This is a genomic window from Salinibaculum rarum, from assembly GCF_030505615.1.
In the GTDB taxonomy this organism is placed as follows: Archaea; Halobacteriota; Halobacteria; order Halobacteriales; family Haloarculaceae; genus Salinibaculum; species Salinibaculum rarum.
Genome location: NZ_CP129992.1, coordinates 248,256 through 274,143, shown reverse-complemented (window position 1 = coordinate 274,143; position 25,888 = coordinate 248,256). Strand labels below are relative to the sequence as shown.

Sequence of the window (25,888 nt, the reverse complement as noted above, 5' to 3'; positions counted from 1 at the left end):
GGGCTGGCTTAGTTCCAGCGGCAGAGTCTTCTCGAATTGCCAAACTTTGGTCGGTCGTAAATACTCCGCCACAGGCCGTCTTCGTTACGATTCATCGCCTCCGAAAAGGTATAAATGAGCATAGACCCAATTCTAGGTATGACGATCACCACAGACGACGACGTTCTCGGTGGGGAACCCCGAATCGAGGGAACCCGAATCGGTGTGCGGCACATCGCTGGTCTGGTGGTCGATAGCGGGCGGTCGCCAGCCTATGTCGCCGATCAACTCGATATTTCGCTTGCTTCTGTTTACGAGGCGATGGCGTACTATTACGAACATATCGAGGAACTTCGGGCGCTCGACCGCGAGAATGCTGACGCGTTCGAGCGCGTCGGTGAATCCTCGCTGAAACCGAAAGAACCGGTTTCATGAGTTCAGCCAGCCACGTGCTCCTTGACGAACACGTCAGCCGGGTATTTGAGCGAGTACTTCGAGAATGCGGGTGCCAAGTTACGCAAGCGAAAGACCGCTTTGGCGAACAGACGACGGATGAGGAATTACTTCAGTGGTGCGCCGACAACAACGTTCTACTGCTATCGAACAACGCGAAGGATTTCGAGGCGCTGCACAAAGAACTGGACCATGCTGGACTCCTTTTGTACTATACACAAGACCTCCCAGACCGGGACCCAGAGGGACTTGCTCGGACAGTCGAAGAAGTGCTGGGTCAGTATGGCTCTGACGAGCTAGCAAACAGTCTCGTCAATCTTGACGAATGGCACGAGTGGCTCAATGAGTGACAAACAGTTGGCAACCATAGCGCTAGAGCGTCATTGACATCCTCCTCCGCAAGGCGGAGGAATCCCGAGGTTGGGATATTAGGGTTTGCAGTCCACCACCTCTCGTTGCGGTTGGAATCCGCAGGAGAGGTCATACAGGTAGACTCCGGGCTGTGCCAACCAGCCGGTACTCCTATCTCCACCCAAACTGGGCGAAGATTCAGAGTTACTTTCGTCGTTGATGTCGAGACGAATGTTCTCCGCCCCGTTCACGTCAGCGTTGAACGCCGCATCACACGACTCGCAGACGTACAGGCCACGTTCGACACGTTGACTCTCGTCTTCCTTCCCGCAGATACAACACGTCTTGCTCGTGTCGCGCTCGGACACTTCCACGACCTCGATACCCTCAACCTTCGCTTTGTATTCGAGGATGTTGGTGAAGCGGTCGAACGTCCACCCATGCAGGTCAAGGTTGCCGTGCCGCCCCCAGTTTTTCGACTCGCCGTTCTCGTCCTCGCGCACGCCTTCCAAGTCTCCGACGTTGATGCGGCCAACGTTCTTCTCAACACACCGTTCAACGATGTGTTTCGCTAAGGCGTGGAAGAAGTGGGTGCGGCGTTCCGACCACTTCGCGTGGAGACGTGTGGCTTGTTCACCACCGCTATCGTCGCATTTGGCGATCTCTTTCGGGAAGTAGTACCCGTCCTGTTTCAGGCGGTTGCCAGGGTACAGGTTGGCGTCCTCGGAGCTGTAGGCGACGGCGGCGAAGTTGCTGATACCGAGGTCAATACCTGCTGTCTCGTTACCGGGAGCGTCGGGCGTCTCGATCTCGTCTTTGCAGACGAGATGGAGTTCCCATCGCCCCTTCGCTTGGTCGTAGACGGCACGGACTTGTTGCAGGTCCTCGACCGTGACTCCGGGGCGTGTCTCGTACTCGACAAGGATGTATTCCCGCGCTCGGGGGTGTTCCTTGTGGTTCGCACCCTTAGAGAGTCGAACACGGTTATTCTTGGTGTCGTGGCGGATACCGTTCTGTTTCCACGTCACTGTCGAGCGCGGGTGTTCTTCGTGGACGCGGCGACCTTGGTCGTCGTCGTAGTTTTCTTTGCGGTAGCCGGGCGGGTTGTCCCGGTTGTCGTCGCTGGAGTACCACGAGTTGAAGGCTTCAGCGAGTTCCTCCAGAACCCGCTGACTGGACTGGCTGTGCAGTCCTCGGTATTTGTCGTGTTCCTTCAACTCGTCTTTTAACTCCTCGTGGTTGGGAATCTCGCCCGTTTCCTCCCAGACTTCTCGGGAGTGATAGTTTGCAACGTTCCAGAGTTTGCTGGCACTCCACCCGTGTCGGTCGAGCGACTCCGCCACCTGCGAGTGGTTGCGGATTTTCGCTCGACGGGTGCGGTGGACTCCCAACATCGTGAAACGCCTGTATAACCGATTATAATCGCTTCGTTTGTAAATATTGGTAGTTGGTGGCGGTGGAATATCCCGACCCTGTTGGTATCGGTGGAGCGTGGCACTGAGTGACGGCGCGTATCCACGGCCTGAAGGCCGTGGTATTGCGCCTGCTCAGCGTATAAAACAGATTCCACCTCTACCGCCACTCGGTAGACCGAAACGTCTATTCGGACCGGCAGTGTCACCGCCGGATGTGACCCGCTGGCGACGTTTTGCGCTGATTGGACTCCTGCTGCTGGCAACGGCTGGACTCGGCGTGTACGCAGATGCCACCGAGGACGACCGGTGGCCCTACCCGACCGCCGACGCGCTCGGGGCGGAGTACGACGACCATACCGGAGAGCAAGCACTGCTGTTCGGCACTGTCGAGTCAGTCGGTGCGGACACGGCCCAGATTCGGGTCGAGTACGATGAGGGGAGCTTCCAGATGACCGTCCACAATTTCGATGCGTCAGTCCAATCCGGTGGCACCGTCCAGGTGTACGGGACGCTCGGACCGGACCAGACCATCGACGCCGAGCGCGTCGCCGTCGTCAACCCCGCCGGCAGCTCACTGCTGTTCAAATATGGCATCTCTGTCGTTGCAGTGATTCTCTTCTTGCTCGTCTTTTTCGGGTACTGGCGAATTGACTGGGGGACCTACTCGCTGGAGGCCCGCAATGGCTGATTTGCTGACACACGTCCTGGTGGCGTACGTCCTCTTGACCGTCGCTGGCTGGTGGGTCGACTGGCTGGACCGGCGCTGGGTCGTCGTCGGGATGGGTGGGGCCTGTATTCCCGATTTACAGAAAGTCGACATCCTCCTCGATGCCGACGCTGTTAGTGCCGCTCTCGGCATCCCGTTTACGTACAGCGTCACGAGCACGCTCGGTGGCGTCCTGCTGCTCTCTGGGGCCATCACACTGTTGTTCGAGCGACGGTGGTGGCGACGTGTCTACACTCTCCTTCTCGCCGGGGGCCTCGCACACGTTGCACTCGACGGGCTTCGCGTCTGGGCCGACGGCAGGGCAAGTCAGTGGCTTTTCCCGGTGTTCCCCAGCTATCGACCACCGACGCCGAGTCTGTACGTCACCTCTGACCCGCTGGTCCCTGTCGCTGCAATCGCGGTGAGTCTGCTCGTTTTCGCTGTCGACCGGCGCAGAGATGTGAACGCCGATGCAACTGCACCGACGGGACATGCCGAGGAGTAACTTGCTCGACAACTCGACCCCGATGGGTTTTTCTGCCAGTCGGGAAACTCAGTAGGTATGACCGACGGTCGTCGGGTCGAGGAACTTCTCCAGGACAGGCCCGACTTCGAAGCCGCACTCGAAGACGTGCTGGAAGTCGACGCCACCCGAGAGACGTGGACGTTCGACGACGTTCCCATCGACTCGGGAACCTTCGGCCAACTCGTCTCGGAAGGCGTCGTCGAGAAAGCCGACGGCGAGTATCGCCTGGCCAACCCCGATGCCGTTCGTGCTGCACTCGACGGCGAACCGCAGCCCGCAACTACGGAAGAGCCGACCGACCGCGACATCTCACTGTCACTGCCGAGCATCGACAGTCGCGGGGCTGGACTGCTCGCGGCCGTCCTCGGCGTGCTGGTCGCGGTCCGTCTGTTCCCATTCGGGGCCGTTTTCCGCGATGGCTACGTCGTTCTCTCGGGGAACGACCCCTACTACTACCGCTACTGGGTCGAGCAGACCCTCGCCGGCGGGACCATCGGGGTACTCCCGCTCGGTGAGGTTCCAGAGGGTATCGCCGGTGGTGAGCCGTTTCTCGTCGCTGCACTGACGTGGCTGGCCGGACTCCTCGGTGGCAGCGGTCTCGCACTCGCACTCTATCCAGTGCTCGCTGCGCTCGTCACCGGTCTCTTGCTCTACGCTCTTGCACTGCGGGTGAGTTCCGACCGCCGCGTCGCGCTGGCGTCGGTTCTAATGCTCGCGTTCACGCCGAGTCACGCCTTTCGGACGAGCCTCGGCTACGCCGACCACCACGCCTTCGACTATGTCTGGCTGGTCCTGACTGCGCTCGCACTGGCCGTCCTGCTGACGGGCCAGCGAGACAACGCCGACCCCACCCGCTGGTTCGCTGCGACCGGACTCGGTATCGGTGTCGCCGGACAGGTGCTGGCGTGGGACAACGGCCCGCTACTGGTTGTGCCCGTCGCTGCCGTCGTTGTCTTCGGCGTGCTCCTCGACGTTCGCGACGACCGACAGCCGCTCGTTTCGAACGTACCACTGCTGGCCGGCCTCGCGCTGGCTGCCGTGCTCGCGTACGCTGTCCACACCACAGCTGGCTGGCACTCGACGACTGTCGCTGCCGTGCCTGCGCTGCTCTTTGTTGGCAGTGTCGCCGTCGTTGTGGTTGGCGAGGCTGCCGCTCGACTCGAGCGGAGTGTCCGCGAACTCGCGGTCGTCGAACTCGTCGCTGGCGGCGGAACAATCGCTGCCGTGGTCGTGTTCCTTCCCGACATCTGGGGTGAACTTCAGGGTGGTATCGACACTATCCTCCGTAGCGACAATATCGCCGAGGTCCAGTCGCTGTTCAGCGCTGACACCCTTGGCTTTCTGCTCCTCTTTGGATTCGTTCTCATCATCGCCCTTCCACTCATGGTCTGGGCGACTGTGCGCCTCGCTCGCAGCGACGACGAGTGGCTCGTCCCCGTCGTCTACGGCTGGTACTTCTTCGGACTCGCTATGTTTCAAGTGCGCTTTACCGGCGAAATCTCGCCATTTACCGCACTGTTTGCCGGACTGGGATTCGTCTGGATTGCCGCCTGGGTCGACCTCGCGAAAGTGCCCGCCCCCGTCGACGGGAGTGACTGGTCCGACTGGTGGCCAGCACGGCCTGACGGGTCGACTGTCGTGTCGGTATTCTTGGTCTTTCTCCTCGTCACCGGTCCTGGCGTCGTCCAGTCGGGCGTGAAGATGCAACAGGTCACCGTCGATGACGACACCGTCGAAACGGCAACGTGGCTCGCGGAATACTCGGACGATCGTGGCTGGGAGACTGAATCCGACAGCTACGTCTTCAGCGACTGGGGGCGAAATCGCGTCTACAACTACTTCGTGAACGGGCAATCCCAATCGTACGGATTCGCCCAGTCCAACTATCGCGTTTTCATGGCCATACCGGACCCAGACGCTGCTGTTGGGCTGCTCAACGGTCGCGTTCGATTCCTCGTGACCAAACCGTTCCCGGTCGACAGTCCGGCGATGGGCGTTCGTCTCCACGACCACTTCGGGAGCCGCTACGAGGACGTTGAGGGCCTCTCACGGTATCGAGCCATCTACGCTACTGAGAGTGGTGATCGGAAAGCGTTTCTCGTCGTTCCGGGTGCGACACTTGATGGGACTTCCCCAGCGAATGCGACCGTCTCGCTCGAAACCGACATCGACATTCCGGGTGCCGCGTTCACCTACGAGCGACAGGTTCAGACGAACGCGAGTGGCGAGTTTACCGTCGACGTTGCCTATCCTGGCACCTACGAACTGGCCGCCGACGGTCAGACGTGGACGGTCGACGTGTCGGAAGATGCCGTGATGAACGGGACAACGGTGGCTGCTGAGAGTTAATTCTGGTAAGAATCCGGTGTAACTGGTCGTCTGCAAGCTCGTCGCTCATCCTAAGCGAGATGCTCGTCAATTCGTTCGATGGCGGTGTCTAGTCGCTCGCGGGGCGACCGTTGTTCTGTATCGTCAACAGTGAACTGCTCTCGAAGGATTTCTACACGCTCAGAATTGCCGTATACTAGAATACCGTCTGTCAGAACTGCCCGTGCGAGCGACCCGGACAGAGAATGAATATCAAGGAGATCAACATCGTCGGTTTCGAGTGTCGTGCTCACGGCCTCGTACACGCTAAAGAAGGTCTCGTTGTACGAGTCGTCACCAGGGCGTATGTCTTCGAATTCCACTGCCAAATCAATGTCACTCTGGGAGTGCGTACGACCAGTCGCGTAAGAGCCAAAACAGATTGCAAGTCGGATCTGCCGCTCCTCGAATAGCTGCTGGAGGGTATCAACTGGGAGACGCTGTCTGAGATCGGTCTCCTCTACGCGTTCCATACTCCCGATACTGGCTGTCAGCACTTAATTCACCGGGCAATTTCGTTACGCGACTCAACCTGAAGTAAACTCGTATGACGGTCGTATGCCGGTCCCGCAGGTCTTATATCAGTTGTCGATAATCAAACGAGTGAAAATGGCATCAGGATGGCGGTACCGCCTTGCCAGCGTGCTGGGGACTGTCATCCTGGCTGCGACGGCTGTCACGGTGGTCAACTACCCAGCCGTACAGGACGCGTTCGCCCTTGTTCCGTACTTTGGCCGGCCAGCTCCCGTTGTCCTTTCGAACGGCACCCTCGCCTGGGCGACCGCGACGACCCTCGTCGTCGTCCTCGCGGCACTGTGGCCGGTGTTCAAACCCCGGCCGCGACGGATTCTCGACACGATTATTCTGACTCAGAAGCGCGTCGTGCTGTCGATGATTGGCCTCGCGGCGCTGGGCTATTTCAACTACTCCTATCGGCTACCGCGGGCGACGCTCATGTTGACGACCGCGTTCTTGCTCGTCGTTCTCCCGCTCTACATGGTCGCTATCCGTCGCCGCCCACGGTCGACGAGCCGCGCGGTCATCGTTGGCGACGACCCCGAGACGATGGCCGATATCCTCAAGGCGACGGATATCCCGATTCTGGGTTACGTCTCGCCGCCCTCTTCGTTCGCTGTGGGGTCTGAACCACAGGCCGAACGAGTGGAACTGTCCGACGGTGGGACGGTCGAATCCCGACTCGACGCACTCCAGAGTCTCGGCGGCCTCTCGCGACTCGACGAGGTGTTCGTGAAACACGACATCGATACCGCCCTGCTCGCCTTCGCCGAAACCGACCGCGCGGAGTTTTTCGGGACACTTGATGCGTGTGCCGAATACGGTGTGACGGCGATGGTCCACCGTGACCACGCTGATGACGTTCTCACCGCTGGCGTCGGTGGTGGTGACCTCGTCGAAGTCGACCTGGCGCCGTGGGACTGGCAGAACTACATCGTCAAGCGAACGTTCGACGTGACGTTTGCCGGCCTGGGATTGCTTTTGCTCTCGCCGGTGATTGCTGTGCTTGCCGCTGCAATCAAACTGGATAGTTCGGGGCCGGTGCTGTACAGTCAGGACCGGACCGCCGAGTTTGGGGAGACGTTCACCGTCTTCAAATTCCGCAGTATGGTTCCCGACGCGGAGGCAAAATCGGGAGCGAAACTCTCTGAAGAGGACAAGGGTGAACGCGACCCGCGAGTGACTCGTGTCGGCCGGTTCATCCGCCGGACGCATCTTGACGAGATCCCCCAACTGTGGTCGATTCTTGTCGGCGATATGAGCGTCGTCGGTCCCAGACCCGAGCGACCGGAACTGGATGTGGATATGGATCGGGGGGCCGACGAGTGGCGGAGTCGCTGGTTCGTCAAACCCGGCCTCACTGGGCTGGCACAGATTAACAATGCGACCGGCCACGACCCCCAGGAGAAACTCCGCTACGACGTGGAGTACATTCGCCGCCAATCGTTCTGGTTCGACCTGAAAATCGTCGTGCGACAGATTTGGCAGGTGCTGGGTGACGTCGTCACGACTATCTTCTAACAGCGAGAGAATCCCGCCGTTCACGGCGGGCGAGGATGTCACTAGGGGATGGTGAATCCGAGTCTTGATTGGAATATAAATACCTAATACAGACCTGTGGGATGAGATTCGAGTTTCTATCCCGATGACGACAACAAATGTCGTACAGGGGGAACTCAAGCGGAAACTACAGGCGACGCCATCGCACTCAATCGAGGGGACAGACGACCACTGGATTCGCCGCGGGTGCAAGCGGGCACTGGCGGCGCTTGACGACCAATCCGATAAGGTCTCGATTAGTGTCCTGACTGTTGTGCCACGACCGAACGGAGAGGGCGCAGGAGAGGAGTCACTCCGTCGCGTACTTGATGAAGATTCTGCTGCATTCGGCCGTGTCTTACTGAACGATGCTTGGGCACGAGACCGCCTCCAACGGTTTCGTGGTGAGAATTCGTATCAGTTCAAAGTCCTTCCACCGACGTATCTTCTCTACGTTCTCTACCAGCAAAATAAAATCGGCAAGCAGGCCTTTTGTGAAGGCTGTGAGACTCTGATGCGCGGAGAGGGGTGGACCAGTGTCGGTGCAGTCTACGAGATGTGGCGGCAGATCCCTGTCGACTGTACTGGCTTTGTTGATGATGACCTATTTCCGTGAGCGGAATACGACGAGCAGATCTCTCTTCGTGTATCACACCCTCTTTTTCACCATGTTAGTCCTTCATATGTAATCCCATCACGACGCTCGATGACGTGCCGGCCGTCGACGACGACCGGTTCTGCCATCGCATCGAACTCGCTGTCGAGTGTAGCGAACTCGTCCCAGTCGGTGACGACGACTGCGCCGTGTGCGTCCGCGAGTGCGTCGGCAGTATTGTCGGCGTACGTAACGTCTGGGAACCGCTCGCGCATTTCGTCGGCCGCAACGGGGTCGTACGCGACCACGCTTGCGCCACGCTCTTGTAATCCCTCGATGACTGGGATTGCCCGCGAGTTCCGGATGTCGTCGGTACCGGGTTTGAACGAGAGTCCGAGCACAGCGACGCGCTTGCCCGTCACGTCGACGTGCCCATCGAGGAGCCCGAGAAGTCGCTGGGGCTGAATCTCGTTGATGTCGAGCGTCGCTTCGAGCATCTCGGGCGTATAGTCAGCGGCGTGTGCCGCAGAGATGATTGCAGACACGTCTTTTGGAAAACAACTTCCCCCAAAGCCAACCCCGCTCCGGAGGAACTTCGTGCTGATGCGGTCGTCGAGGCCGATGGCGTCGGCCACCTCGTAGGCGTCGACGTCGTACTCCTTGCAGATGTTTCCGATGTCGTTGATGAGGCTCACTTTCGCCGCGAGGAAGGCGTTGTTGGCGTACTTTATCATCTCGGCCTCGCGGCGACCCGTTTCGACGACTGGCACGGCGTCGTCCACGACCGGGTCGTACACGTCCCGAAGGCGCTCGAACGCCCGGTCGGTGGTCGCTCCGAAGACGAGCTTGTCCGGGTTCTGGAAGTCCGCGACAGCAGTCCCCTCCCGGAGAAATTCGGGGTTCGAGGCAACGTCGAAGTCTTCGCCCTCGATACCACCGGACGCATCTGCGATAATTGGTGCGAGTACGTCCTCGTTGGTGCCCGGGATGACGGTGCTTTTGACGACGACGAGGTGGTAGTCGTCTTTCTTGGCCAGCGCTTTCCCGACCGAGCGCGCGCCGGCTTTCATCGCCGCGAGGTCGATACTGCCGTCGTCGGTGCTCGGCGTCGGCAGCGCGAGGAAGGTCACGTCGGTGTCGAGGATAGTGTCGTAGTCGGTCGTCGCCCGGAGCCTGTCGCCACCGTGTTCGGCAACGAGTTCGTCGAGTCCTGGCTCGTGAATCGGGGCTTCGCCGTCGTTGAGCGACTGTACCACGTCTTCGTCGATGTCGACGTTGATGACATCGTGACCGCTATCGGCGAGGCAGGCCGCGACTGTCGTCCCGACATAGCCGCTGCCGACGATGCTCACGTTCATTGGAATCGGGTACTCCTGCCTGGGTCTTCAGGATTCGGTCTCCGGCGGTGGCTCTCTGCGTTACTGCGTTCGTGTGTTTTGTCAACACAGCTGTCTCGACCAATTGAACTCAACAGCTAGCTCTTGATTATTCGAGAAGACACAAACATATATGCGAATTCAGCACAAAAGACGACGATAGAGGTGAACAGTATGTCCGAGTCCTCGCGGGACAGCGTCGAGACGTGGACCGAGACGATGAGCGCACGCGAGCGCATCCGCTCGATCGCCGAAACGCTCCGTGAGCCTCGCTCGATCAACTGGATTAGCGAACAGGCAGATGCAGCGTGGAGCACGACGAACGAGGAACTCCAGGACCTTGTCGAGCAAGGTCGACTCCGACGAGTTGAAGCCGGTGGGACGACGCTCTATCAGCCAGATTATACTCGCTTGCTTTTCGACGAAATCCGGACGCTCATCGAGGAGAATACGCGTGAGGAACTTCGCAACGAACTGGCGGCGATTACCGACGAAATCGAGGAGTGGCAGGAGACATACGATGTCGCGATGTGGGAAGAACTCGAACAGTCGCTTGGCGACGGTGACCTTTCGAGTGCTGATATTCGTGAACGACGCGACGTAATCGCATTCTGGCAAGAGAACGAGGAAGACCGCAAACTCATCAAACACGCGCTGAAACTGTACTCCGATGTCGAATCGGCACGCGAACATATGACGGACGCAACCGATCGCGCCCCAAGCTAATCTGTTTTTTAGCCATTCATGTTCTTTCTTGCTGGTCGTGATCGCTACACGCAACGGACACTCCTTCGAGACGTTCACGACAGATTGACGAATCAACCCGGCTGTGAAGACGTACGCTATCGACCGTCTCGTCGACGGCCTCGATACGTGATTGCAGATGTCGATTCGCCGGCGTTCCTGGCCGACTCTTCTCCTGTCGAGCGGGCGCGATTGGAGGTGCGCTTCTGGTATCCGGCCGGTGTGGACCACGAATACTATCGGATCAACTGGATCGAACCGGACCGGAATCTCATGCTCGGCTTTCATCAGGATGGTGACCATCCAGATCTCGGGCCCTGTCACATTCAGCTTGATTACAAAGATGAGCCAGTCGACCGGTATGAGGCTGCATTTCTCGATGCACACCCACTCTCTGTGCTTGAGGACCGACTCAAACAATTCCCGTCAGCGTTAGATTCGATTCGCTGGGAGGACGAGCGGCCATCGCTCCCTGCGTGGCCGGTGTAAATCCACACCGTTGATATCTATGACTGACTATCCAATACGCATGTACGGGTGCTCGAGGTGCTGATGACAAAGATTGATTGTGCAATACGCGTCTCACTGGGACTGTCATGACCTACTGGCCACCGGCAGACCCGACAGATGCGACCGCGATTGCAGACGAACGCGACGAGTGGGTCGCTGCGGTTCGCGACCACGCCGGCCAGATTGCCTACCAGCTCGCCCGACTGGAGGGTGGCGACTACGGTCAGCGGACTGTCGAGACCGACCGCGGTGAGTGGACGGTCAAGTACGAGGCTGGCGACCTGGAGTATCTCCGCTTCGACCCAACGCGGGGCGAGGAGGTGTACGTTGTCTCTACGAAACAACCACCCGAGCCGGGACCGCTGGCCGAGGCCCTCGCCGATTACGACGCGTTCGTCGCCGGATTCAATGACTACGTCGACTCGCTGGATGGGCTCTACGACGATATTCCCACGTCGTTTCCGGATGTCGCCCCGACCGATGGCATCGTCGCCGAACGCGACCGCATTCTCGGTGAGATTCGAGAGGTCTGTGACCGTATCGCTGCCGAACTCCACCGCTACGAGGGTGGCGATTACGGGTCGTACGCGACGCGTGTCGCCGACGACCGCTGGGAACTAAAATGGGAACAGGACCGTGCGTCGTACCTTCGCGTGGGTGGCTCGAACGGACTCTATCTCCTCTCACAGTACCAGCCACCTGCGGCGGCCGACATCCGCGAGTACGCACCACAGTTTCGGGAGTTTGTTCGCGCGTACAACGACCACGTCGCGGAGTTGGAAGCGGACCTCGAACCAATCGAGGTGTAGCTGACTCTCCAAGCGTTTTTATCGGATGACCGACGAGTGGTATGATATGCAAGCAGTCGTTCTCGCTGCCGGGGAGGGGACCCGGTTGCGCCCGCTGACCGAAGACAAGCCAAAGGGGATGGTCGAGGTGGCTGGCAAACCCATCTTGACGCACTGTTTTGAGCAACTGGTCGAGTTGGGTGTCGACGAACTCTATGCCGTCGTCGGATACAAGAAAGAGGCCATCATCGAGCACTACGGCGACGAATTCGAGGGGGTGCCGATCACCTATGCCCACCAGCGCGAGCAAAGCGGGCTCGCACACGCCCTGCTAACCGTCGAAGAGCACATCGACGATGACTTCATGCTGATGTTGGGCGACAACATCTTCCAAGCAAACCTTCAGGACGTATTGAATCGCCAGCGCGAGGACCGCGCTGATGCGGCCTTCCTCGTTGAGGAAGTACCGTGGGAGGACGCAAGCCGGTATGGGGTCTGTGACACCAACAAGTATGGCGAGATTACGAACGTCGTCGAGAAACCCGAGGACCCGCCGTCGAATCTCGTGATGACTGGCTTCTATACGTTTACGCCTGCTATCTTCCACGCCTGTCACCTCGTCCAACCTTCGAATCGCGACGAGTACGAGATCAGCGACGCGATCGACCTGCTCTTGCACTCTGGGCGGACCATCGACGCGATTCGCATGGACGGGTGGCGTATCGACGTTGGGTATCCCGAGGACCGCGATGAAGCAGAGCAGCGACTGGAGGGTGATGCTGAGCCGACGGACGAGGAGGCTGCCGAGGCTAGTTCATCGACGGAGTAACGTGGACGTACGGTTCTAGACGCCGAGGAACGACGCGGTTTCCTCGGCAATTGTATCGGCCATGGCGTCTGTGACACTCCCCTGTGCGTTGGTGATGTCCGCATGTTTGATCGTAAAGACATACCATGGAGAGGCGTAACTATCGCCGGGCGGCCCACCGAATCGCCAGTCCTCAGCCTCAATTGCGATAGCTTCTGGTCGCTGTTTCGATGTCAATGCGACGACCGCGTACTCTTCCCCGTGGAACGGATGACTGTCGTCGCTCAGAATGACAAAATACCGGTAGTTTGGTGGATTCTTGAACGGTGCTGGATGCTTGACGACATCTGCTCGCTGGAACGGCTGGCTACTCGTCACGCATCTCACGCGGGTCAACCGCAGTCTCGTCCCAGCCCTCAAAGTCATCGTCTGGATATCGCTCGCCGAGTGCTTTGAGACCTAACATGGTCCCGGTCGTGCCAGCGATGCGGTCATCGTCACCAATCGCCCAGAACGGTTCGGCGTGACGAACCAGTCCTTTGTCTTCGAGTCGCTTCAGCGTGCCACGAACGCTGCCTGGTTTGATACCCGTCTCTTCGGCAATTTCGGACGGCTTGAATCCTGTTTCTGGGTGCTCTCCGAGGAATGTGAGGATTTGATAGGCATGCGTATCTGGATCAAACGCAAGCCCGTCTTCGTGTTGTTGTTCGTATTCTTCGAAATTGACTGGCATAATGGATCACTACATGTAACGCAAGATAGCTACTTATAACACTAGGAAACAAATAATCTTTCCGCTGTGGTCAATCGTCAGTAGAGTTCGGATAGATCATATTAGTCCGGACTTCGCGGACAAACACGAGAAAGGTGTGGCTGCTATCTGGAAAGACATTTGCGCGTGGGAGACCGCTCAGAATAGGTTCACAACGTCGTTTACTGTCCACAGTGAGAGATCATCCCGTTCGGCTGCGAGCGTCCGTAGTTCGTCACTGAAGCCACGCTTTGCGAACAGCGCATAGGAAACGGAGCGATCCGAGTCCCGCCATCGAACCTCGGGTTCGACTCGTTCGAGCTCCGAGAGCAAGCCTGGTCCGACGGTGTCGTTCGTCCACTTGCACTCGCCGAGCAATAACGTCTCGGTCTGTTCGTTGACGCCAGCGATATCGACTTCCATATTGTTGTACCACCAGCGGCCGACGCGAGAACACTCGACCGGAAACGTGGGTGTCCGCACTGCCTGTCGGCATACATCTTCGAACGTCCAGCTCACGTGTGTTGGGAACGTGTCTGCGATTGATTCACGAACGGGCGTGGTGTGGCCCTGTTCAAGCGTCGCCCGATTCGGTGAGACGTATCGAAACCAGAAGCGGAGATACTGGTCGGTCAAACGGTAAACGCCTCGTCCGTCTGGATCTGTGACGGGCGTCTCTTTCTCGATGATTGCGAGCCGTTCTAGATTCGAGAGATATCTGGAGAGGCTGTTCGCCTGCTTGTCGATCTCGTTTGCAATTTCCGTTACACGGCTCGCTCCGCTTGCGATCGCTTCGAGAATCGCCATGTACGTTGCAGGCTCGCGGAGTTCTTGTCGAAGGAGAAACTCCGGTTCCTCGTACAGGAATGCGCCCTTCGAAAGGACGTGTTGCTCGATGTTTGCCAGTAGGTTCGCTTCGGGATCGAACTGCTCGAGATAGGCGGGGATACCACCGACGACACTGTAGGTCTGGACCAGCGCTTTCGGGTCGTACTCGGGAAAGAACGCTGCTGCCTGCCCAAGTGTCATCGGCTCGAGCCGCCATTGGCCAGTCCGCCGCCCATAAAGGGGACTTTCGTAGCTCAGGACGCCTTCCTCCATCATCGAAATGGACGAGCCAAGCAAGACGAGCGAGATCTCTGTTTCGTCGAGGATTTCGTCGACGACTGTCTGGAAGACGGATGTGACCGTTTCGTCTGCCTCGACGAGATACGAGAATTCGTCGATGGCGACGACGAACGGTCCCTCGACGCGGCCAGTGAGATACCTGAATACATCTGTAAAGTCCTCGACTCTGCACGTTTATAAACTGCCCTCAGAATGGAGAAAGAGGTGGTCGATGTCTTCCATCAGTCCATCGAGATCGCGGTCTGGTTGATCGCGCACCCACGAAAACATGTTGTAGATCGTCTCCTTGAGACCGTGTTCGAGTTGTGATCGGAGCGACGAGGCTTTCGAGACAAGTCGCTCCGAGGCGCTCGGTTCCGGACCAAGCCGAAGAAGGCTGTAGGCCAGCATCTGAAGGTGCCAGTGACGACTGGCACCGTCAGAATCACGAACCTCGCAGTCTCCTAAGCCAAGATCCTCTTTCGAGTCCTCGAAGAATGTCTCTACTCGCCATCTGTACGAATAACTCCGAATAATGTGTGCCGAAGGCGCGTCAATCTTGTTTGTTGCGAGGTACTTGACCGGATTCTCGTCGTCCTCATCGGTAACCTTCTCTGTGATTACCAGCCGAACCTCACCTAATTTCGAGATAGGGACTGTCTTAGTCCAGATTTTGTACGTTTCACCGTCAACTTCTCGCTCTTCCTTGTCGATGCACTCTTCGAGCGCATCGACGCGTCTCTCTTTGTTCGCGTAGGTAACCTGTCGGTTGCCCCGTAGTGGTCCAATCCAGTCCTTGCCGTGTGATTCGACGTGTTCGATCAGACCGGAGTCATGAGCAAACCATGCATCGAAGAGGTAGGTGTCCGCAGGCACACCTACCTCTTCTTCTAATTCCGTGATTATCTCTCGTGCGAGGTCGTATTTTGTCTCCTGTTCGTCTTCCTCGTCCTCGTCGTCGGCCTTCTCGTACTGGCGAAAAGCAAGTGGATAGGACGTTTTCTCATCGGTATAGAACGCGTAGACGAGGTTCTGTCCCCAAACAGGCTCACCCTCAGAGTGATCGTAGAACTCTCCAGCACCGGGAAGAGACTTCCCGGTTCGCTGGATAACTGAATCGTCAATAACGATGTAGCCGTCTTGTGACCAGCGTGTCTCTCCGTGTTTTTGCAGTTCCTCTAACCGCTCGTGATTGAGCTGATCCTCATCCCAATCGTATTCAGTGATGAACTTGTTGAGTGCTCGGTCACTTCCGGCGGGAAGGACCTCTCGTGCAATTCCGGTTACAGTCTTGCTGCGGCCCGCAGCAAGACCTGTCACGTACGTTTTGGCGTGAGTCGTTTGATGATATGATAGCGAGTCGAATTCATCCAGCACGTCGGTGCACGAGAGGAAATCCGTAATCGGCAGCATCAGGTTTCAATGCTGCCTACACCACGCCCCTACTTAAACGTGCAGAGCCGAGTAACTGAATTTGTACCTGTACTCGCAAAAGATACTTGACTACACACGATTACATTTGAGTACATGCCTATCCATCGGGAATCGCATCCTGAAGATGTTGATCTGAAACCGGGCACAACGAAATCAGAAATCGTGGTGTTCCTCTATCAGAATCTTGAGTTTGCATACACGCCCAGTGAGGTCGCTGAGGAATTGGATATTCCCAACGGAACTGCAACGACGACACTCCGCCGCCTCCACAATCGCGGGTACGTCGGTCGTATGGAAGATGGGTATTACCATGGATTAGACGATCGTGACGACTTGCGCCGGTACCCACGCAGTGTCGCTGAAACTGAAGCGATGTTCGCGACGCATCCCGACACTACTGCTGCACCGGACCCGGAGCCGAGCCAAGTGGCAGATGCGAGTTCGGTAGACGACACTGCGCTTGAATCCGAGCTTGATAATTTAGAGGGCGAATTTGATGTCTGAACGGCTCTCTGCTGGTTCAATTTGCTGGGCTGGATCCTACCGGAATCCATCCGGAGCGACCTGTCGTTGTCCTCTCGCACGATACCCATCCCTACGGTGCAACCGAATGTGCCGTGATGTGTCTCGGAACAAGTGTCTCGCAGTTCCAACATCCGACACCACAGTTGAAGCAACACCACTACGACGATATCACGTTCAGCAAGACGCCACATTTGTTACCGTGGGCGCTCCGTACGATCGCTCCGGGGTCGCTCGAGACGAACCGGGCCGTCGGCCAACTCACAGCAGATGGGGAACGGGAAGTCAAGAAAGCGCTCCTCATGCTGTTCTCAGTCTGAGCGGACCGTCCCGATAGCTGGCGAGTTCCCCTAACTCGAATATCGCTTGGTCAATCGCGTTCTGCGGACAGCGAACGCGGGAGACTTTTTACCGACCCGCGACTCGGGATACTCAATGCGAATTCTCGTCACTGGCGGCGCGGGCTTTATCGGCGGGCACCTCGCTGAGCGGTTCGTCCGCGACGGGCACGACGTGGTTGTCTTGGATAATTTCGACCCGTTTTATGATACGCGTATCAAGGAGCACACTGTCGAGGTGTGTCAGGACGCAGCTAACGCTGGCGATGGCTCGTACCGACTCGTCGAGGGTGACGTTCGGGACGCTGAGGTTGTCGCGGAACTGGTTGGCGACGTGGAGTACGTCTACCACCAGGCCGCACAGGCTGGCGTGCGCCCGAGCGTGGAGAATCCCCGGAAGTACGACGAAGTCAACGTTGACGGCACGCTGAATCTACTGGACGCGGCGCGTGACAGTGGGATCGAGCGGTTCGTCATGGCCTCCTCGTCGTCGGTGTACGGCAAACCGGAGTATCTACCCTACGACGAGGTGCATCCGACGACACCGGTCAGTCCGTACGGGGCCTCGAAGCTTGCCGCTGAGCGCTACGCGTGTTCGTACAGTGAAGTGTACGACTTACCAGCGGTCGCGTTGCGCTACTTTACGGTGTATGGCCCGCGGATGCGGCCGAACATGGCGATCTCGAATTTCGTCTCGCGGTGTCTCAACGGTGAGTCGCCGGTGGTCTATGGAGATGGCACACAGACGCGTGATTTCACATTCATCGAGGACGTCGTGGAAGCGAACGTGACGCTGCTTTCGGAGGATGGTGCTGACGGTGAGGCGCTCAACATCGGGAGTACGGACAACATCGAGATTCTGACGCTGGCCGAGGAGATTCGCGACCAGATCGCGCCCGAGTTAGAGTTGGAGTTTGCCGAGCGCCACGATGCCGACGCCGAGCACACCCACGCGGATAGCTCGAAAGCCGGGGAGTTACTTGGGTATGAGCCGACGCGGACGATTCGGGAAGGAGTTGGAGAGTTTATCGAGTGGTATCGCGCGAATCGGGAGTGGTACGAACCGCTCGTCCGTTCGTCATAACAGCACGACTTCCGGACTCTACCGCGAGTAATATCTTGAATTGTGGTTCTATAGCTGCAACTGCTACCGTTCTTTATTGGTGGTCAAGGCGAATCCCGATGAATTTCGGCACCCCGGGGTGCCGACTATTCTTACGAAGCTACAATCAATAGTATGAGACAGCGTCCGTGGTCACACATCAGGAGTCGGCCACAACGCGCTCGAATAGGGCGGCGTACTGGTCAACAGCGTGTTCTTTCGTGTACTGTGTCTCGAAACACGCGCGGGCGTTTTCGCCGAGTTCTGCCGCCCGGTCGGGGTCGTCGGCCCACGATTTCAGTACCTCGGCTGCCGCCTCTGCATCACCAGGTTCGATATACGCGCCACACGCTTCCTCTCTGACGACACGGGCCACTTCATCATCTTCACCGACGATGGCGAGAATCGGCTCGCCAGCGGCCAGCGAGGAGTAGAGTTTCGAGGAGACGCACATCCCCTCCATTTCCGGTTTGATGCCGACGAGGGAGGCGTCACCGCAGGTCAGCGTTTCGGGTAATCGTTCGAGCGGTTGGAAGGGGAGAAAGCGGACATTCTCGATACCTCGTCGAGTCACGTCTTGCTGGAGTTCCGCTTTGCGTGCGCCCTCGCCGATGACAAGCAGTTGTATGTCCGTTCGGCCTGCCGATTCGAGTCTGTCGATGGCGTCGATCGCCGTCTCCAGTTCGTGAAATCGGCCGATGTTCCCCGAATACAGCAGGGTAAACTTCTCGTCGGTGTCGTGTTCCTGCGCGAAGTCGTTATCCGCTTTCTCGCGGGGTTCGATGAAGTTGCCGTCCTCCCAGTTGGCGATACTCTCGATTCGATCCGGGTCGAAGCCGTCGTCGTCAGTCATCTTCGCCTCGATGTGTCGTTCCATCGACTCGCCGAGCACGACGACGCGTGCGGCATCACGGTAGACGGGCCTCATTGCGCGGTCCCAGAGTCGGGCGACGAGTCCGTCCCGGTCAAGATACCCCAGTTCCACGGCCATGTCCGGGTACACGTCGTAGATGAGGTAGACGTACGGTGTGCCCCGAAGCTTGTGGTTGAGCCACGCCACGAAGGGCAGGATAGGTGGGTTCGAGAGGACGAGCACGGCGTCATCGTTGCCGTGGCCACGGAGCAGGCGAACGAATGCGAGCAGCGTGAAAGAGAGCCAGTTGACCAGCCGGAGCGGCAGTGAGTCCTTGTCGAAGCGAGTTGTGCGGAGTCGTTCGATAATGACGCCCTCGTGTACCTCGCGGCGCGGCACGGACGTTTGTCGGTCGTCGTCATGGTAGTTTGGCAGGGCAGTGATGACGGACACCGAAAAATTGTGGCGGTCGACGAGCCCTGTCGCCAGTTCGGTCAGCAGCTGTGCCGTTGAGGCCTCCTCGGGGTGGAAGTATTCGGTGAGAATCGTGAGTGTGCCCGACGCGTCGTCCGCTGACTCAGCCATTGGCGAGAGTGGTGGGGCAGGGATACTGAGCCTGACGGTTGGATGTCAGAAGGTATATTACTGCGCGCAGACGCTCCTGTTGCATGGACTTTGGCGGCAGCCACGTTCTCGTGACAGGTGGTGCTGGATTCCTCGGCAGCCACCTCGTTGAGCGACTACTGGACGAAGACTGTGAGGTTGTCATTGCCGACGACTTTTCTCGCGGCCGGATCGAACACATCGAACCGTACGAAGATGAGGTCGAACTCCGACCGGTCGATTTGACCACGGAGGTTGGCTGTCGACGCGCGACCGAGGGCATCGACCACGTCTTTCACCTCGCAGCGAGCGTCGGCGGCATCCACTACATCCAGCGCGAGAACGTTGGTGGTCTCACGCCGAGCGTGCTGATGAACCATCACCTGCTCGAAGCCGCACGGCGCAACGGCGTCGAGCGGTTTCTCTTTGCGTCGAGCGCCTGTATCTACCGCCAGCAACACGACGACCTCAATCGCTTCTCTGAAGATCAGGCCGTCCCCGCGAACCCACACAGCACTTACGGGTGGGCGAAGATTCTCGGCGAAGTCGGCTGTCGCGCCTACCACGAGGACACCGAGATGGACTGCGGGATGGTCCGCATCTTCAACGCGTACGGGACTCGCGAGAATCTGGACCCCGACAGCAGCCACGTCATCCCGTCGCTGTGCCGGAAAGCCATCGAGGAACCGAACGGCGGCTCCATCGAACTGTTCGGCGACGGCACCCAAGAGCGTGGCTTCATGCACGCCACCGACTGCGCAGAGGGCATGCTTCGCGCACTCGAACACAAGACCGACGGCGAGGCCATCAACCTCGGCAACGGGAACGAAGTCGTCTCGATCAACGACCTCGCAGAGACTATCATCGACATCTCCGGGAAAGACCTCACCATCGAACACGACACCTCCAAACCCACAGGAACGGACAAGTACGCCGCCGACACGACGCTTATGGAGGAGTCATTGGACTGGCACCCCGAGGTCTCGCTGGAAGACGGTGTGCGCGAAGTCTACGAGTGGGCAGAAGAGAAACTCGCAAGTGAGCGGGCTGTGGAGGGAACGGCATGAGCTACGACGACGACACGGTGCTGGTGACCGGCGGTGCCTCCTTCATTGGCTCGCATCTGGTCGAGGAACTGGTTGCACGCGGCGCAGACGTGCGCGTCGCAGACGACTTTTCAAGTGGTGAGCGCTCGAATCTCGACGCCGTTGCCGACGAGGTGGAGATTCTAGAAGGCAACCTCAAGCACTGGGAGTTCGCCGACGAGGCAAGCAAGGACATTGACCGCCTGTTTCACTTGGCGGCAGACCACGGCGGCCGGGGCTACATCTCGAATTACCCTGCCAACTGCGCGACGAACATGGCGCTGGACAACATCGTCTTTGAGACGGCTGTCGAGAACGGCGTCGAGAAAATCACCTTCGCCTCATCTGCCTGCACCTACCCGACGGACATCCAGCAGGAGCGCCAGCGCCTCGCCGAGGACATGGTGAGTTTCGAGGAACGCGGCGGTGCCTACGCCGACGAAGCCTACGGCTGGGCAAAACTGATGGGCGAACGCTCCTTGCAGGCCTTTCACGACCAGCACGGTGTCGACGCGAGCTCGGTCCGTATCTTTACCGCCTACGGGCCGCGCGAAAACGAGACGCATGCAATTGTTGCACTGATTGCCAAGGCCTTCGCTGGACAAGACCCCTATCAGATTTGGGGTGACGGCGAGCAGACGCGGAACTTCACGTACGTCGACGATATCGTGAGTGCGTTAGTGCTGGCCAATGAGAAGATTACTGATGCGACGCCGGTCAACGCTGGGATTCGGGAATACATTTCTATTAATGATGTGGCCGAAGCCATCTTCGAGTACATGGGCTGGAAACCCGAGGCGATCAACCATATGACCGACAAGCCCGTCGGCGTGCGGCATCGTGCTGCTGATACGACGCGTGCCGAGGAACTGCTGGGCTGGGAACCCGAGTACTCACTGGACGATGGGATGGCCGAGACAATCGATTGGTACGTGGAGCATCGTGACGAGGAATACGTCCAAGAGAACCTGGAGACGCTGTTGCACGAGCGGTAGGGCACTTCTTTGCGGTGCGGCATCGCTTCATTTGGTGATACACTGATACAGTTCGAGCCAAGAAGCCGTGACGTTATCCGGATCGAAGTTGTTGGTTGCGAACGTCTGTCCACGCTTGCCCATCTGTTCTCGTGTCGTCGCGTCGGTCAATATGTTTTTCAGTGAGTCACGAAGCTCATGTGGCGTCTCGAACTCACTACCGACTAAGCTCGGGTTGATATCGATTCCCTCAAACGCATAGCGTGTCCCGACCACAGGAAGGCCGAGCGCGAGTGACTGGACTGTCCGGTTTTTGATCCCACTCCCGACCGGGTCGGGGACAACCGCCACGGACGCCCGAGCCAGTTCGTCGACATACTCGTCCACCCAGCCAGGCTGGTGGACGATGTCACTGTATCGCTCCGGTATCTCCATGGTGCCCCGCCCGAGCAAGATGACCTGTAGGTCCTCAATGCACTCGGCGATATCGCGAACCGCCGGAAAGATGAACTCCGAGATGCCCTCTTGGATGTAGGGGACATCCCGGTTCCCGAGGACCGCTACTCTGTTTTCGAAACTGTCGTTTCGTGGGTAGTCGGTGAACGTCTCCGGAAGTGCGACCGGTATGGCGTGTGCCCGGACGCCGGCATACTGGTCGTTCAGATAGGTCGCTTCCTGTTCGGAGACGACGTGCACGGCATCTGCGTACGGGCCGTATCTCGATTCGAGCCGCTGTGTGACTTTCCACTCGACGAACTGCCTCCCCCCTCGGATTGTGCCCGAATTGTATCTGTAGAGTCGCTCTTTCCGGTAGGACGGCGAATCCACGAGACTCCACACCACGGGGCGGTCCGAAAACCGCTTTACGAGCGGCGCGAGGCCGGCGGTCTCGACATGCACGATGTCGTACTCTCTCCCGACCCGACTTCGTGGGATGTTCGCCAGCACAGACCCGTTTTCCGGAACGTGTTCGGCGAACAACGACTGTGCAAGCAGTTCCGGCTGTCCAACACTAGCCGCGTTCGAGTGGAGTACAGTTGCACCGATATCCTCTAACACGCCAATCTCGTGGCTTGCGGGGCCGTTTGCTGTGATCCATACATCCACGTTGTGGTCACGGGAGAGTCGCTCCAGCAACAGTAGCCGGTTCCTGTCCATTCCCACGGGGCGGTTCAGGTCGAGTTTCGGATAGAGAGCGAGGATGTCCATCGTCAGAAAGTGGGTCTCGGTGTGAGGTTAAGCGTTGGTGTGTTCGCCTGCAATCTAGTCGGCCTGTATCGGTGTGTTCGCTCGTACTCGGTCCACGCTACCTCCGGTGCGACCGACGGAGTCAGTAGATACAAGACGGAGGTACAGGTAAGGATGACTGAAGGAATGAGGAACACCGAGGCACCGGGGGACGACTGATAATCGCTCATGCCTGGCGAACCATTGCACATCGGCCTGTTTGACAGCGAGTGGCGCGGTCATCACACAACGTACGCGAGTCTGACAGCACGGTACCTACTGGACTCTGGCCACTCGGTGACGTTTTTTACCTCGTCGAACCACGCCCGTCTGGACGACCTTCCGACTCATCCGGCGTTCGATGTCGTTGAACTGCGTCCGCTCAGCGTCAACTCCGATGAGGGGAGCTATCTTGGAACCGTCGGTGATCAGTGGCGGCGACTGGACCAATTCCGTCGAGGGATGGCAGTCGCACACGAGCGTGACATCGATATCGTCCACCTACTCACACTCGACTGGTTCCAGGTACCGACCAGAGTTGGCACATTCGCTGGCATCGATACTCCACCGCTGGTCGCCACGCTCCATCGGGACTACCGGGTGACCGACGACCACGAGTCGGGAACCCAGGTCACAGACCGGGCGAAACGACTGCTGAAATCTGGGTTCGACTGGGGCAACCGGGCCGCGATGAAATCGTGTCTGGACGACGGGACAATCACGAAGTTAGTGGTCCACCCACCGACCATGCGCGACCGCCTCAGGTCGTCGATGGGGGTCGCGCCCGAGCGGATCACGTCGATCCCCGCGCCGACTCCGGAGCCTGAGAGTGACCTCTCGCCACGCGAGGCTAGACGACAGCTCAACCTACCAACTGACACGCCGATACTGCTGTTTTTCGGCGCGCTCGCCTATGCGAAAGGCCCTGACGTGCTCGCGGCCGCACTCCGGGAGGTTGACGTGCCCGTTGCGGCTGTCTTCGCCGGGGGACCCGATTACTTCGACGGGGACGATGTCGCCGACTGGGCGCGAGGAACCCCCGAGACGGTGGAGTTCGTCGCGCGAACTGAGTACGTGCCCGAGGCAGATGTCTATCCATATTTCGCTGCAGCGGACGTAGCAGTGTTGCCGTACCGCCGCCGGTACGGGACCTCGGGGAACCTCCGACGTGCCGGGATGGTCGGAACGCCAGTCATCGGAAGCGCAGGGACGGATGTTGGCGGTATCATCGACGCACACGGAATCGGCGTGACGTTCGAACGCGGCGACCCGACTGCGCTGGCGATAACTATCGAGTCGGTGCTTGGCGGCAAAGAGTCCGTTACTAATGAGGCCTTGAATACGTACGCCGAGACGGTCCACTGGCAGTCGGTCGGGGAACGGTACGAGACGCTCTATCGCAACCTGTTCGGCTGAACCGAATTCGTTACTCGAAGTGCTCCCACCAGCCAGCGAACTCAGAGTTTCCGTAAGATTTGATACTCGAAAAACAGCTGCACAGTTTGGATGAACATGTTACTGATTGTTGAAAGTCCGCCGCTCATATTGCCGCTATAGTCGAGAGAGATCGGTGCTTCCTCGATGTGATACCCGTGACGTTGCGCGATAATCAGCAATTCAACACTGAACGCGAGCCCGGTGGTCTTCAATTCTGGGAGACACTCTTCCAATGGGGTCCGACTGAATAGTTTCATCCCTGTCTGTGGGTCACCGACATCCCGCGAAAAGAGGATACGGATCATCCATGTGTAGCCACGGTTGAGAACTGTCCGGAACTCTGGATATTCGATGTCTGACGGTCGTGTTAACTTAGGCATGGTTCCACCAGACGGCGTGAGCTTGTAACCAGGTTTCAGCGGTCGTTGGATCAACATGGCTGAAACAGTTTGAGAACGAAGAGGTTCGGCGTTGTACTTCTCTAAAGACACGTTCAACTGCGTTTCTGAAGCCGTGTTGTTGGACGCGGTAGCTGTATCCTTCTCGGCGGAGTCCGCCGATGAGGTCATCGGCGTCATCGACGAGAAACACGGCGTCAGAGACGTCATGTTTCTCGGCCAGCTCGGCGAGAAATTCCCGAGCAATCGGAATCGTATACGTCGGAAACAGCCGCGAGTGGAGGATTCTGTTTGTTTCAGGATCGACGGCGGCGTACAGCCAGTACTGCTCGGTATTGACTCGGATAGCCTTCTGATCGACCGCAACGCGATCCGGACTTTCACCGCCAGCGGGCTGTAAATCCGCTTTCTGCACCCAGTTGTGAACAGCGACGCGACTCCGTTCGACACCCAAATCCTCAAGAAGCACAACTGTATTCGAAAGTGATAATCCTGCGAGGTGGTAGCGAATACCCGTTTCAATGATCTCGCGGGGTGTCCGCTCTCGCTCCACAAACTCCAAGTCGATCCACTCGGTAGACTCGCTGAGGCGGTTGGATTCGGACATAGACCATTCGAACCACCGACCGCCTCGTTCTTAACTTAACACCGCCTGTCTGACTCCGCGTGCGTTTTTGACGCGACGCCGGTGAACCGCACGTCGTCACGTTGCAGACTCCGGTGCCACGCGTACAGTACTGCCGGCGCCAGCGTAAATCCGATAATATGCGGCGGACCGACGATGTACACATTGATGAATCCCGCGGTCTCGAAAGTTAGCCCGGATAGATGGCGAATCGCCACTCCAGGCCGGCGAACGACCGCGCGAATAGCGCCGTCGCGATCCCACCGACGACGACGTGGGCGACAAGGAAAGCATACACGACGCGGAGGTAGAGTCGGGTCCGGTGAAGCTTTCGACGCCATAGACTAGCCAGTTTGGCGGATACAGGAACCCGCGTGGCGGGTCGGCTACCAGATGTTTCTCCCGAGGTTCCCAGGGGGGAACCACTGCGGGAACGTACCTGTGCTCAGCCACGCTTGCCCCTCGAGGTACGCCGGATAGTGATAGATCGGAAAGTCACAGCAGTGGTGAACTTGGTTCCGTGGTGCCACCAGCACTAACCGCCAGTTCAACGCGAACGGAACGACCAAGAGCAGTAGGAGACCGAGAGTGTAACGGGACAGAATGTACTCTCGAAACGCTGGATCCCGGAACGGGCTGTCGGTCTCCATTGTTCGAAATCGATTACTGTTCCGTTCGTGTACCGGGCCGGTTCAATCTACCGGTCAGCTATTCCTGACATGTACCACGGATGCCGTCAACGCGAGATCATGACTGCCG

General features: G+C 58.4%; 27 protein-coding genes and 1 pseudogene. 17 read left to right on the top strand and 11 right to left on the bottom strand.

Features of this window, described 5'->3' with window-relative positions; translation table 11 throughout:
• Nucleotides 1-138: 138 nt before the first annotated feature.
• Both QYL91_RS01545 and QYL91_RS01540 read left to right on the top strand, forming a co-directional pair.
• Nucleotides 139-414, top strand: a complete 276-nt coding sequence (locus QYL91_RS01545) for a DUF433 domain-containing protein (RefSeq protein ID WP_302081627.1) — start codon at nucleotides 139-141, stop codon at nucleotides 412-414.
• On the top strand, nucleotides 411-782 hold the full coding sequence (locus QYL91_RS01540) for a DUF5615 family PIN-like protein (protein WP_302081626.1): 372 nt from the start codon (nucleotides 411-413) through the stop codon (nucleotides 780-782). Before QYL91_RS01545 ends, QYL91_RS01540 begins: the two co-directional genes overlap by 4 nt.
• A 78-nt stretch (nucleotides 783-860) precedes the next feature.
• Here the strand turns inward: QYL91_RS01540 and QYL91_RS01535 are convergent, their stop codons facing one another.
• Nucleotides 861-2,177 carry an RNA-guided endonuclease InsQ/TnpB family protein gene (locus QYL91_RS01535; RefSeq protein ID WP_302081625.1) on the bottom strand — a complete coding sequence of 439 codons (1,317 nt, stop codon included), beginning with the start codon at nucleotides 2,175-2,177 and terminating at the stop codon, nucleotides 861-863.
• A gap of 235 nt (nucleotides 2,178-2,412) precedes the next feature.
• Here QYL91_RS01535 and QYL91_RS01530 point away from each other — a divergent pair, with 235 nt between their 5' ends.
• Genes QYL91_RS01530 through QYL91_RS01520 form a run of 3 tightly spaced genes read left to right on the top strand, consistent with a single transcriptional unit; the run spans nucleotide 2,413 to nucleotide 5,779 of the window.
• A complete protein-coding gene (locus tag QYL91_RS01530; protein WP_302081624.1) occupies nucleotides 2,413-2,886 on the top strand; it encodes an OB-like fold-containing membrane protein in 474 nt (157 codons plus the stop codon).
• Nucleotides 2,879-3,409, top strand: a complete 531-nt coding sequence (locus tag QYL91_RS01525) for a metal-dependent hydrolase (RefSeq protein ID WP_302081623.1) — start codon at nucleotides 2,879-2,881, stop codon at nucleotides 3,407-3,409. The genes QYL91_RS01530 and QYL91_RS01525 overlap by 8 nt, the downstream gene beginning before the upstream one ends.
• Nucleotides 3,410-3,466: 57 nt before the next feature.
• Entirely contained in the window at nucleotides 3,467-5,779 is a 2,313-nt protein-coding gene (locus QYL91_RS01520; RefSeq protein ID WP_302081622.1) for an STT3 domain-containing protein, read from the top strand.
• Nucleotides 5,780-5,829: 50 nt separating this feature from the next.
• Here QYL91_RS01520 and mntA read toward each other — a convergent pair whose 3' ends face one another.
• On the bottom strand, nucleotides 5,830-6,270 hold the full coding sequence (gene mntA / locus QYL91_RS01515) for a type VII toxin-antitoxin system MntA family adenylyltransferase antitoxin (protein ID WP_302081621.1): 441 nt from the start codon (nucleotides 6,268-6,270) through the stop codon (nucleotides 5,830-5,832).
• Nucleotides 6,271-6,406: 136 nt separating this feature from the next.
• Here mntA and QYL91_RS01510 point away from each other — a divergent pair, with 136 nt between their 5' ends.
• Entirely contained in the window at nucleotides 6,407-7,834 is a 1,428-nt protein-coding gene (locus QYL91_RS01510) for an exopolysaccharide biosynthesis polyprenyl glycosylphosphotransferase (RefSeq protein ID WP_302081620.1), read from the top strand.
• A gap of 79 nt (nucleotides 7,835-7,913) precedes the next feature.
• Complete coding sequence (locus QYL91_RS01505; protein ID WP_465269220.1) at nucleotides 7,914-8,468, top strand: hypothetical protein; 555 nt, start codon at nucleotides 7,914-7,916, stop codon at nucleotides 8,466-8,468.
• Between the two features lie 47 nt (nucleotides 8,469-8,515).
• Here the strand turns inward: QYL91_RS01505 and aglM are convergent, their stop codons facing one another.
• Nucleotides 8,516-9,805 carry a UDP-glucose 6-dehydrogenase AglM gene (gene aglM, locus QYL91_RS01500; protein WP_302081618.1) on the bottom strand — a complete coding sequence of 430 codons (1,290 nt, stop codon included), beginning with the start codon at nucleotides 9,803-9,805 and terminating at the stop codon, nucleotides 8,516-8,518.
• A 192-nt stretch (nucleotides 9,806-9,997) separates the two neighbouring features.
• Between aglM and QYL91_RS01495 the strand changes: the two genes are divergently transcribed.
• The 4 genes from QYL91_RS01495 (at nucleotide 9,998) to aglF (ending at nucleotide 12,694) form a co-directional block, all read left to right on the top strand.
• The gene (locus QYL91_RS01495; RefSeq protein WP_302081617.1) at nucleotides 9,998-10,549 is read left to right on the top strand and encodes a DUF7342 family protein; all 552 of its coding nucleotides are present in this window, start codon (nucleotides 9,998-10,000) and stop codon (nucleotides 10,547-10,549) included.
• 18 nt (nucleotides 10,550-10,567) lie between these two features.
• Nucleotides 10,568-11,056 (top strand): hypothetical protein, encoded by a 489-nt coding sequence (locus QYL91_RS01490; protein ID WP_369685608.1) that lies wholly within the window; start codon nucleotides 10,568-10,570, stop codon nucleotides 11,054-11,056.
• Between the two features lie 107 nt (nucleotides 11,057-11,163).
• Entirely contained in the window at nucleotides 11,164-11,886 is a 723-nt protein-coding gene (locus QYL91_RS01485; protein WP_302081615.1) for a profilin-fold protein, read from the top strand.
• A gap of 46 nt (nucleotides 11,887-11,932) precedes the next feature.
• Nucleotides 11,933-12,694, top strand: a complete 762-nt coding sequence (gene aglF, locus QYL91_RS01480) for a UTP--glucose-1-phosphate uridylyltransferase AglF (RefSeq protein WP_302081614.1) — start codon at nucleotides 11,933-11,935, stop codon at nucleotides 12,692-12,694.
• Between the two features lie 15 nt (nucleotides 12,695-12,709).
• On the opposite strand, the gene QYL91_RS01475 is transcribed toward aglF, so the two are convergent.
• The 4 genes and pseudogenes from QYL91_RS01475 to QYL91_RS01460 all read right to left on the bottom strand — a co-directional run bounded on the left by QYL91_RS01475 (nucleotide 12,710) and on the right by QYL91_RS01460 (nucleotide 15,944).
• Nucleotides 12,710-13,051, bottom strand: a complete 342-nt coding sequence (locus QYL91_RS01475; protein ID WP_302081613.1) for a hypothetical protein — start codon at nucleotides 13,049-13,051, stop codon at nucleotides 12,710-12,712.
• Nucleotides 13,041-13,406, bottom strand: coding sequence for a MarR family transcriptional regulator (locus tag QYL91_RS01470; RefSeq protein WP_302081612.1), 366 nt, complete (start codon nucleotides 13,404-13,406; stop codon nucleotides 13,041-13,043). The genes QYL91_RS01475 and QYL91_RS01470 overlap by 11 nt, the downstream gene beginning before the upstream one ends.
• 177 nt (nucleotides 13,407-13,583) lie before the next feature.
• Nucleotides 13,584-14,717, bottom strand: a pseudogene (locus QYL91_RS01465) (ATP-binding protein); the annotation flags it as partial.
• Between the two features lie 9 nt (nucleotides 14,718-14,726).
• Nucleotides 14,727-15,944: an IS701-like element ISHwa4 family transposase gene (locus tag QYL91_RS01460; RefSeq protein WP_302080167.1), complete on the bottom strand. Its 1,218-nt coding sequence runs from the start codon at nucleotides 15,942-15,944 to the stop codon at nucleotides 14,727-14,729.
• A 114-nt stretch (nucleotides 15,945-16,058) separates the two neighbouring features.
• On the opposite strand from QYL91_RS01460, the gene QYL91_RS01455 reads away from it, so the two are divergent.
• From QYL91_RS01455 to QYL91_RS01445, 3 genes are all read left to right on the top strand, one after another.
• On the top strand, nucleotides 16,059-16,469 hold the full coding sequence (locus tag QYL91_RS01455) for a winged helix-turn-helix domain-containing protein (protein WP_302081611.1): 411 nt from the start codon (nucleotides 16,059-16,061) through the stop codon (nucleotides 16,467-16,469).
• Between the two features lie 116 nt (nucleotides 16,470-16,585).
• Nucleotides 16,586-16,807, top strand: a complete 222-nt coding sequence (locus QYL91_RS01450) for a hypothetical protein (RefSeq protein WP_302081610.1) — start codon at nucleotides 16,586-16,588, stop codon at nucleotides 16,805-16,807.
• A gap of 115 nt (nucleotides 16,808-16,922) precedes the next feature.
• Nucleotides 16,923-17,909 (top strand): SDR family oxidoreductase, encoded by a 987-nt coding sequence (locus QYL91_RS01445; protein WP_302081609.1) that lies wholly within the window; start codon nucleotides 16,923-16,925, stop codon nucleotides 17,907-17,909.
• Between the two features lie 178 nt (nucleotides 17,910-18,087).
• On the opposite strand, the gene QYL91_RS01440 is transcribed toward QYL91_RS01445, so the two are convergent.
• Nucleotides 18,088-19,365: a glycosyltransferase family 4 protein gene (locus QYL91_RS01440; protein ID WP_302081608.1), complete on the bottom strand. Its 1,278-nt coding sequence runs from the start codon at nucleotides 19,363-19,365 to the stop codon at nucleotides 18,088-18,090.
• Between the two features lie 83 nt (nucleotides 19,366-19,448).
• Here QYL91_RS01440 and QYL91_RS01435 point away from each other — a divergent pair, with 83 nt between their 5' ends.
• Both QYL91_RS01435 and QYL91_RS01430 read left to right on the top strand, forming a co-directional pair.
• On the top strand, nucleotides 19,449-20,450 hold the full coding sequence (locus tag QYL91_RS01435; RefSeq protein ID WP_302081607.1) for an NAD-dependent epimerase/dehydratase family protein: 1,002 nt from the start codon (nucleotides 19,449-19,451) through the stop codon (nucleotides 20,448-20,450).
• Nucleotides 20,447-21,463 (top strand): NAD-dependent epimerase/dehydratase family protein, encoded by a 1,017-nt coding sequence (locus QYL91_RS01430; protein ID WP_302081606.1) that lies wholly within the window; start codon nucleotides 20,447-20,449, stop codon nucleotides 21,461-21,463. The genes QYL91_RS01435 and QYL91_RS01430 overlap by 4 nt, the downstream gene beginning before the upstream one ends.
• Before the next feature lie 27 nt (nucleotides 21,464-21,490).
• Here QYL91_RS01430 and QYL91_RS01425 read toward each other — a convergent pair whose 3' ends face one another.
• Nucleotides 21,491-22,651 carry a glycosyltransferase family 4 protein gene (locus QYL91_RS01425; RefSeq protein ID WP_302081605.1) on the bottom strand — a complete coding sequence of 387 codons (1,161 nt, stop codon included), beginning with the start codon at nucleotides 22,649-22,651 and terminating at the stop codon, nucleotides 21,491-21,493.
• 207 nt (nucleotides 22,652-22,858) lie between these two features.
• Here QYL91_RS01425 and QYL91_RS01420 point away from each other — a divergent pair, with 207 nt between their 5' ends.
• The gene (locus QYL91_RS01420) at nucleotides 22,859-24,085 is read left to right on the top strand and encodes a glycosyltransferase family 4 protein (RefSeq protein ID WP_302081604.1); all 1,227 of its coding nucleotides are present in this window, start codon (nucleotides 22,859-22,861) and stop codon (nucleotides 24,083-24,085) included.
• Nucleotides 24,086-24,126: 41 nt separating this feature from the next.
• On the opposite strand, the gene QYL91_RS01415 is transcribed toward QYL91_RS01420, so the two are convergent.
• A complete protein-coding gene (locus tag QYL91_RS01415; RefSeq protein WP_302081603.1) occupies nucleotides 24,127-24,486 on the bottom strand; it encodes a glycosyltransferase family protein in 360 nt (119 codons plus the stop codon).
• Nucleotides 24,479-25,111 (bottom strand): IS6 family transposase, encoded by a 633-nt coding sequence (locus QYL91_RS01410; protein ID WP_302081602.1) that lies wholly within the window; start codon nucleotides 25,109-25,111, stop codon nucleotides 24,479-24,481. The genes QYL91_RS01415 and QYL91_RS01410 overlap by 8 nt, the downstream gene beginning before the upstream one ends.
• Nucleotides 25,112-25,888: the final 777 nt, after the last annotated feature.

Excerpts from the sequence above, each read along its gene's own strand:
- QYL91_RS01490 (WP_369685608.1), top strand. The coding sequence starts at position 10,568 with ATGTTCTTTCTTGCTGGTCGTGATCGCTACACGCAACGGACACTCCTT.
- QYL91_RS01425 (WP_302081605.1), bottom strand. The coding sequence starts at position 22,651 with ATGGACATCCTCGCTCTCTATCCGAAACTCGACCTGAACCGCCCCGTG.
- QYL91_RS01540 (WP_302081626.1), top strand. The coding sequence starts at position 411 with ATGAGTTCAGCCAGCCACGTGCTCCTTGACGAACACGTCAGCCGGGTA.
- QYL91_RS01470 (WP_302081612.1), bottom strand. The coding sequence starts at position 13,406 with ATGCCAGTCAATTTCGAAGAATACGAACAACAACACGAAGACGGGCTT.
- QYL91_RS01440 (WP_302081608.1), bottom strand. The coding sequence starts at position 19,365 with ATGGCTGAGTCAGCGGACGACGCGTCGGGCACACTCACGATTCTCACC.
- QYL91_RS01460 (WP_302080167.1), bottom strand. The coding sequence starts at position 15,944 with ATGCTGCCGATTACGGATTTCCTCTCGTGCACCGACGTGCTGGATGAA.
- aglF (WP_302081614.1), top strand. The coding sequence starts at position 11,933 with ATGCAAGCAGTCGTTCTCGCTGCCGGGGAGGGGACCCGGTTGCGCCCG.
- QYL91_RS01535 (WP_302081625.1), bottom strand. The coding sequence starts at position 2,177 with ATGTTGGGAGTCCACCGCACCCGTCGAGCGAAAATCCGCAACCACTCG.
- QYL91_RS01510 (WP_302081620.1), top strand. The coding sequence starts at position 6,407 with ATGGCATCAGGATGGCGGTACCGCCTTGCCAGCGTGCTGGGGACTGTC.
- QYL91_RS01495 (WP_302081617.1), top strand. The coding sequence starts at position 9,998 with ATGTCCGAGTCCTCGCGGGACAGCGTCGAGACGTGGACCGAGACGATG.
- QYL91_RS01415 (WP_302081603.1), bottom strand. The coding sequence starts at position 24,486 with ATGCCTAAGTTAACACGACCGTCAGACATCGAATATCCAGAGTTCCGG.
- QYL91_RS01430 (WP_302081606.1), top strand. The coding sequence starts at position 20,447 with ATGAGCTACGACGACGACACGGTGCTGGTGACCGGCGGTGCCTCCTTC.
- mntA (WP_302081621.1), bottom strand. The coding sequence starts at position 6,270 with ATGGAACGCGTAGAGGAGACCGATCTCAGACAGCGTCTCCCAGTTGAT.
- QYL91_RS01455 (WP_302081611.1), top strand. The coding sequence starts at position 16,059 with ATGCCTATCCATCGGGAATCGCATCCTGAAGATGTTGATCTGAAACCG.
- QYL91_RS01450 (WP_302081610.1), top strand. The coding sequence starts at position 16,586 with ATGTGTCTCGGAACAAGTGTCTCGCAGTTCCAACATCCGACACCACAG.
- QYL91_RS01435 (WP_302081607.1), top strand. The coding sequence starts at position 19,449 with ATGGACTTTGGCGGCAGCCACGTTCTCGTGACAGGTGGTGCTGGATTC.
- QYL91_RS01525 (WP_302081623.1), top strand. The coding sequence starts at position 2,879 with ATGGCTGATTTGCTGACACACGTCCTGGTGGCGTACGTCCTCTTGACC.
- QYL91_RS01545 (WP_302081627.1), top strand. The coding sequence starts at position 139 with ATGACGATCACCACAGACGACGACGTTCTCGGTGGGGAACCCCGAATC.
- aglM (WP_302081618.1), bottom strand. The coding sequence starts at position 9,805 with ATGAACGTGAGCATCGTCGGCAGCGGCTATGTCGGGACGACAGTCGCG.
- QYL91_RS01410 (WP_302081602.1), bottom strand. The coding sequence starts at position 25,111 with ATGTCCGAATCCAACCGCCTCAGCGAGTCTACCGAGTGGATCGACTTG.
- QYL91_RS01420 (WP_302081604.1), top strand. The coding sequence starts at position 22,859 with ATGCCTGGCGAACCATTGCACATCGGCCTGTTTGACAGCGAGTGGCGC.
- QYL91_RS01445 (WP_302081609.1), top strand. The coding sequence starts at position 16,923 with ATGCGAATTCTCGTCACTGGCGGCGCGGGCTTTATCGGCGGGCACCTC.
- QYL91_RS01520 (WP_302081622.1), top strand. The coding sequence starts at position 3,467 with ATGACCGACGGTCGTCGGGTCGAGGAACTTCTCCAGGACAGGCCCGAC.
- QYL91_RS01485 (WP_302081615.1), top strand. The coding sequence starts at position 11,164 with ATGACCTACTGGCCACCGGCAGACCCGACAGATGCGACCGCGATTGCA.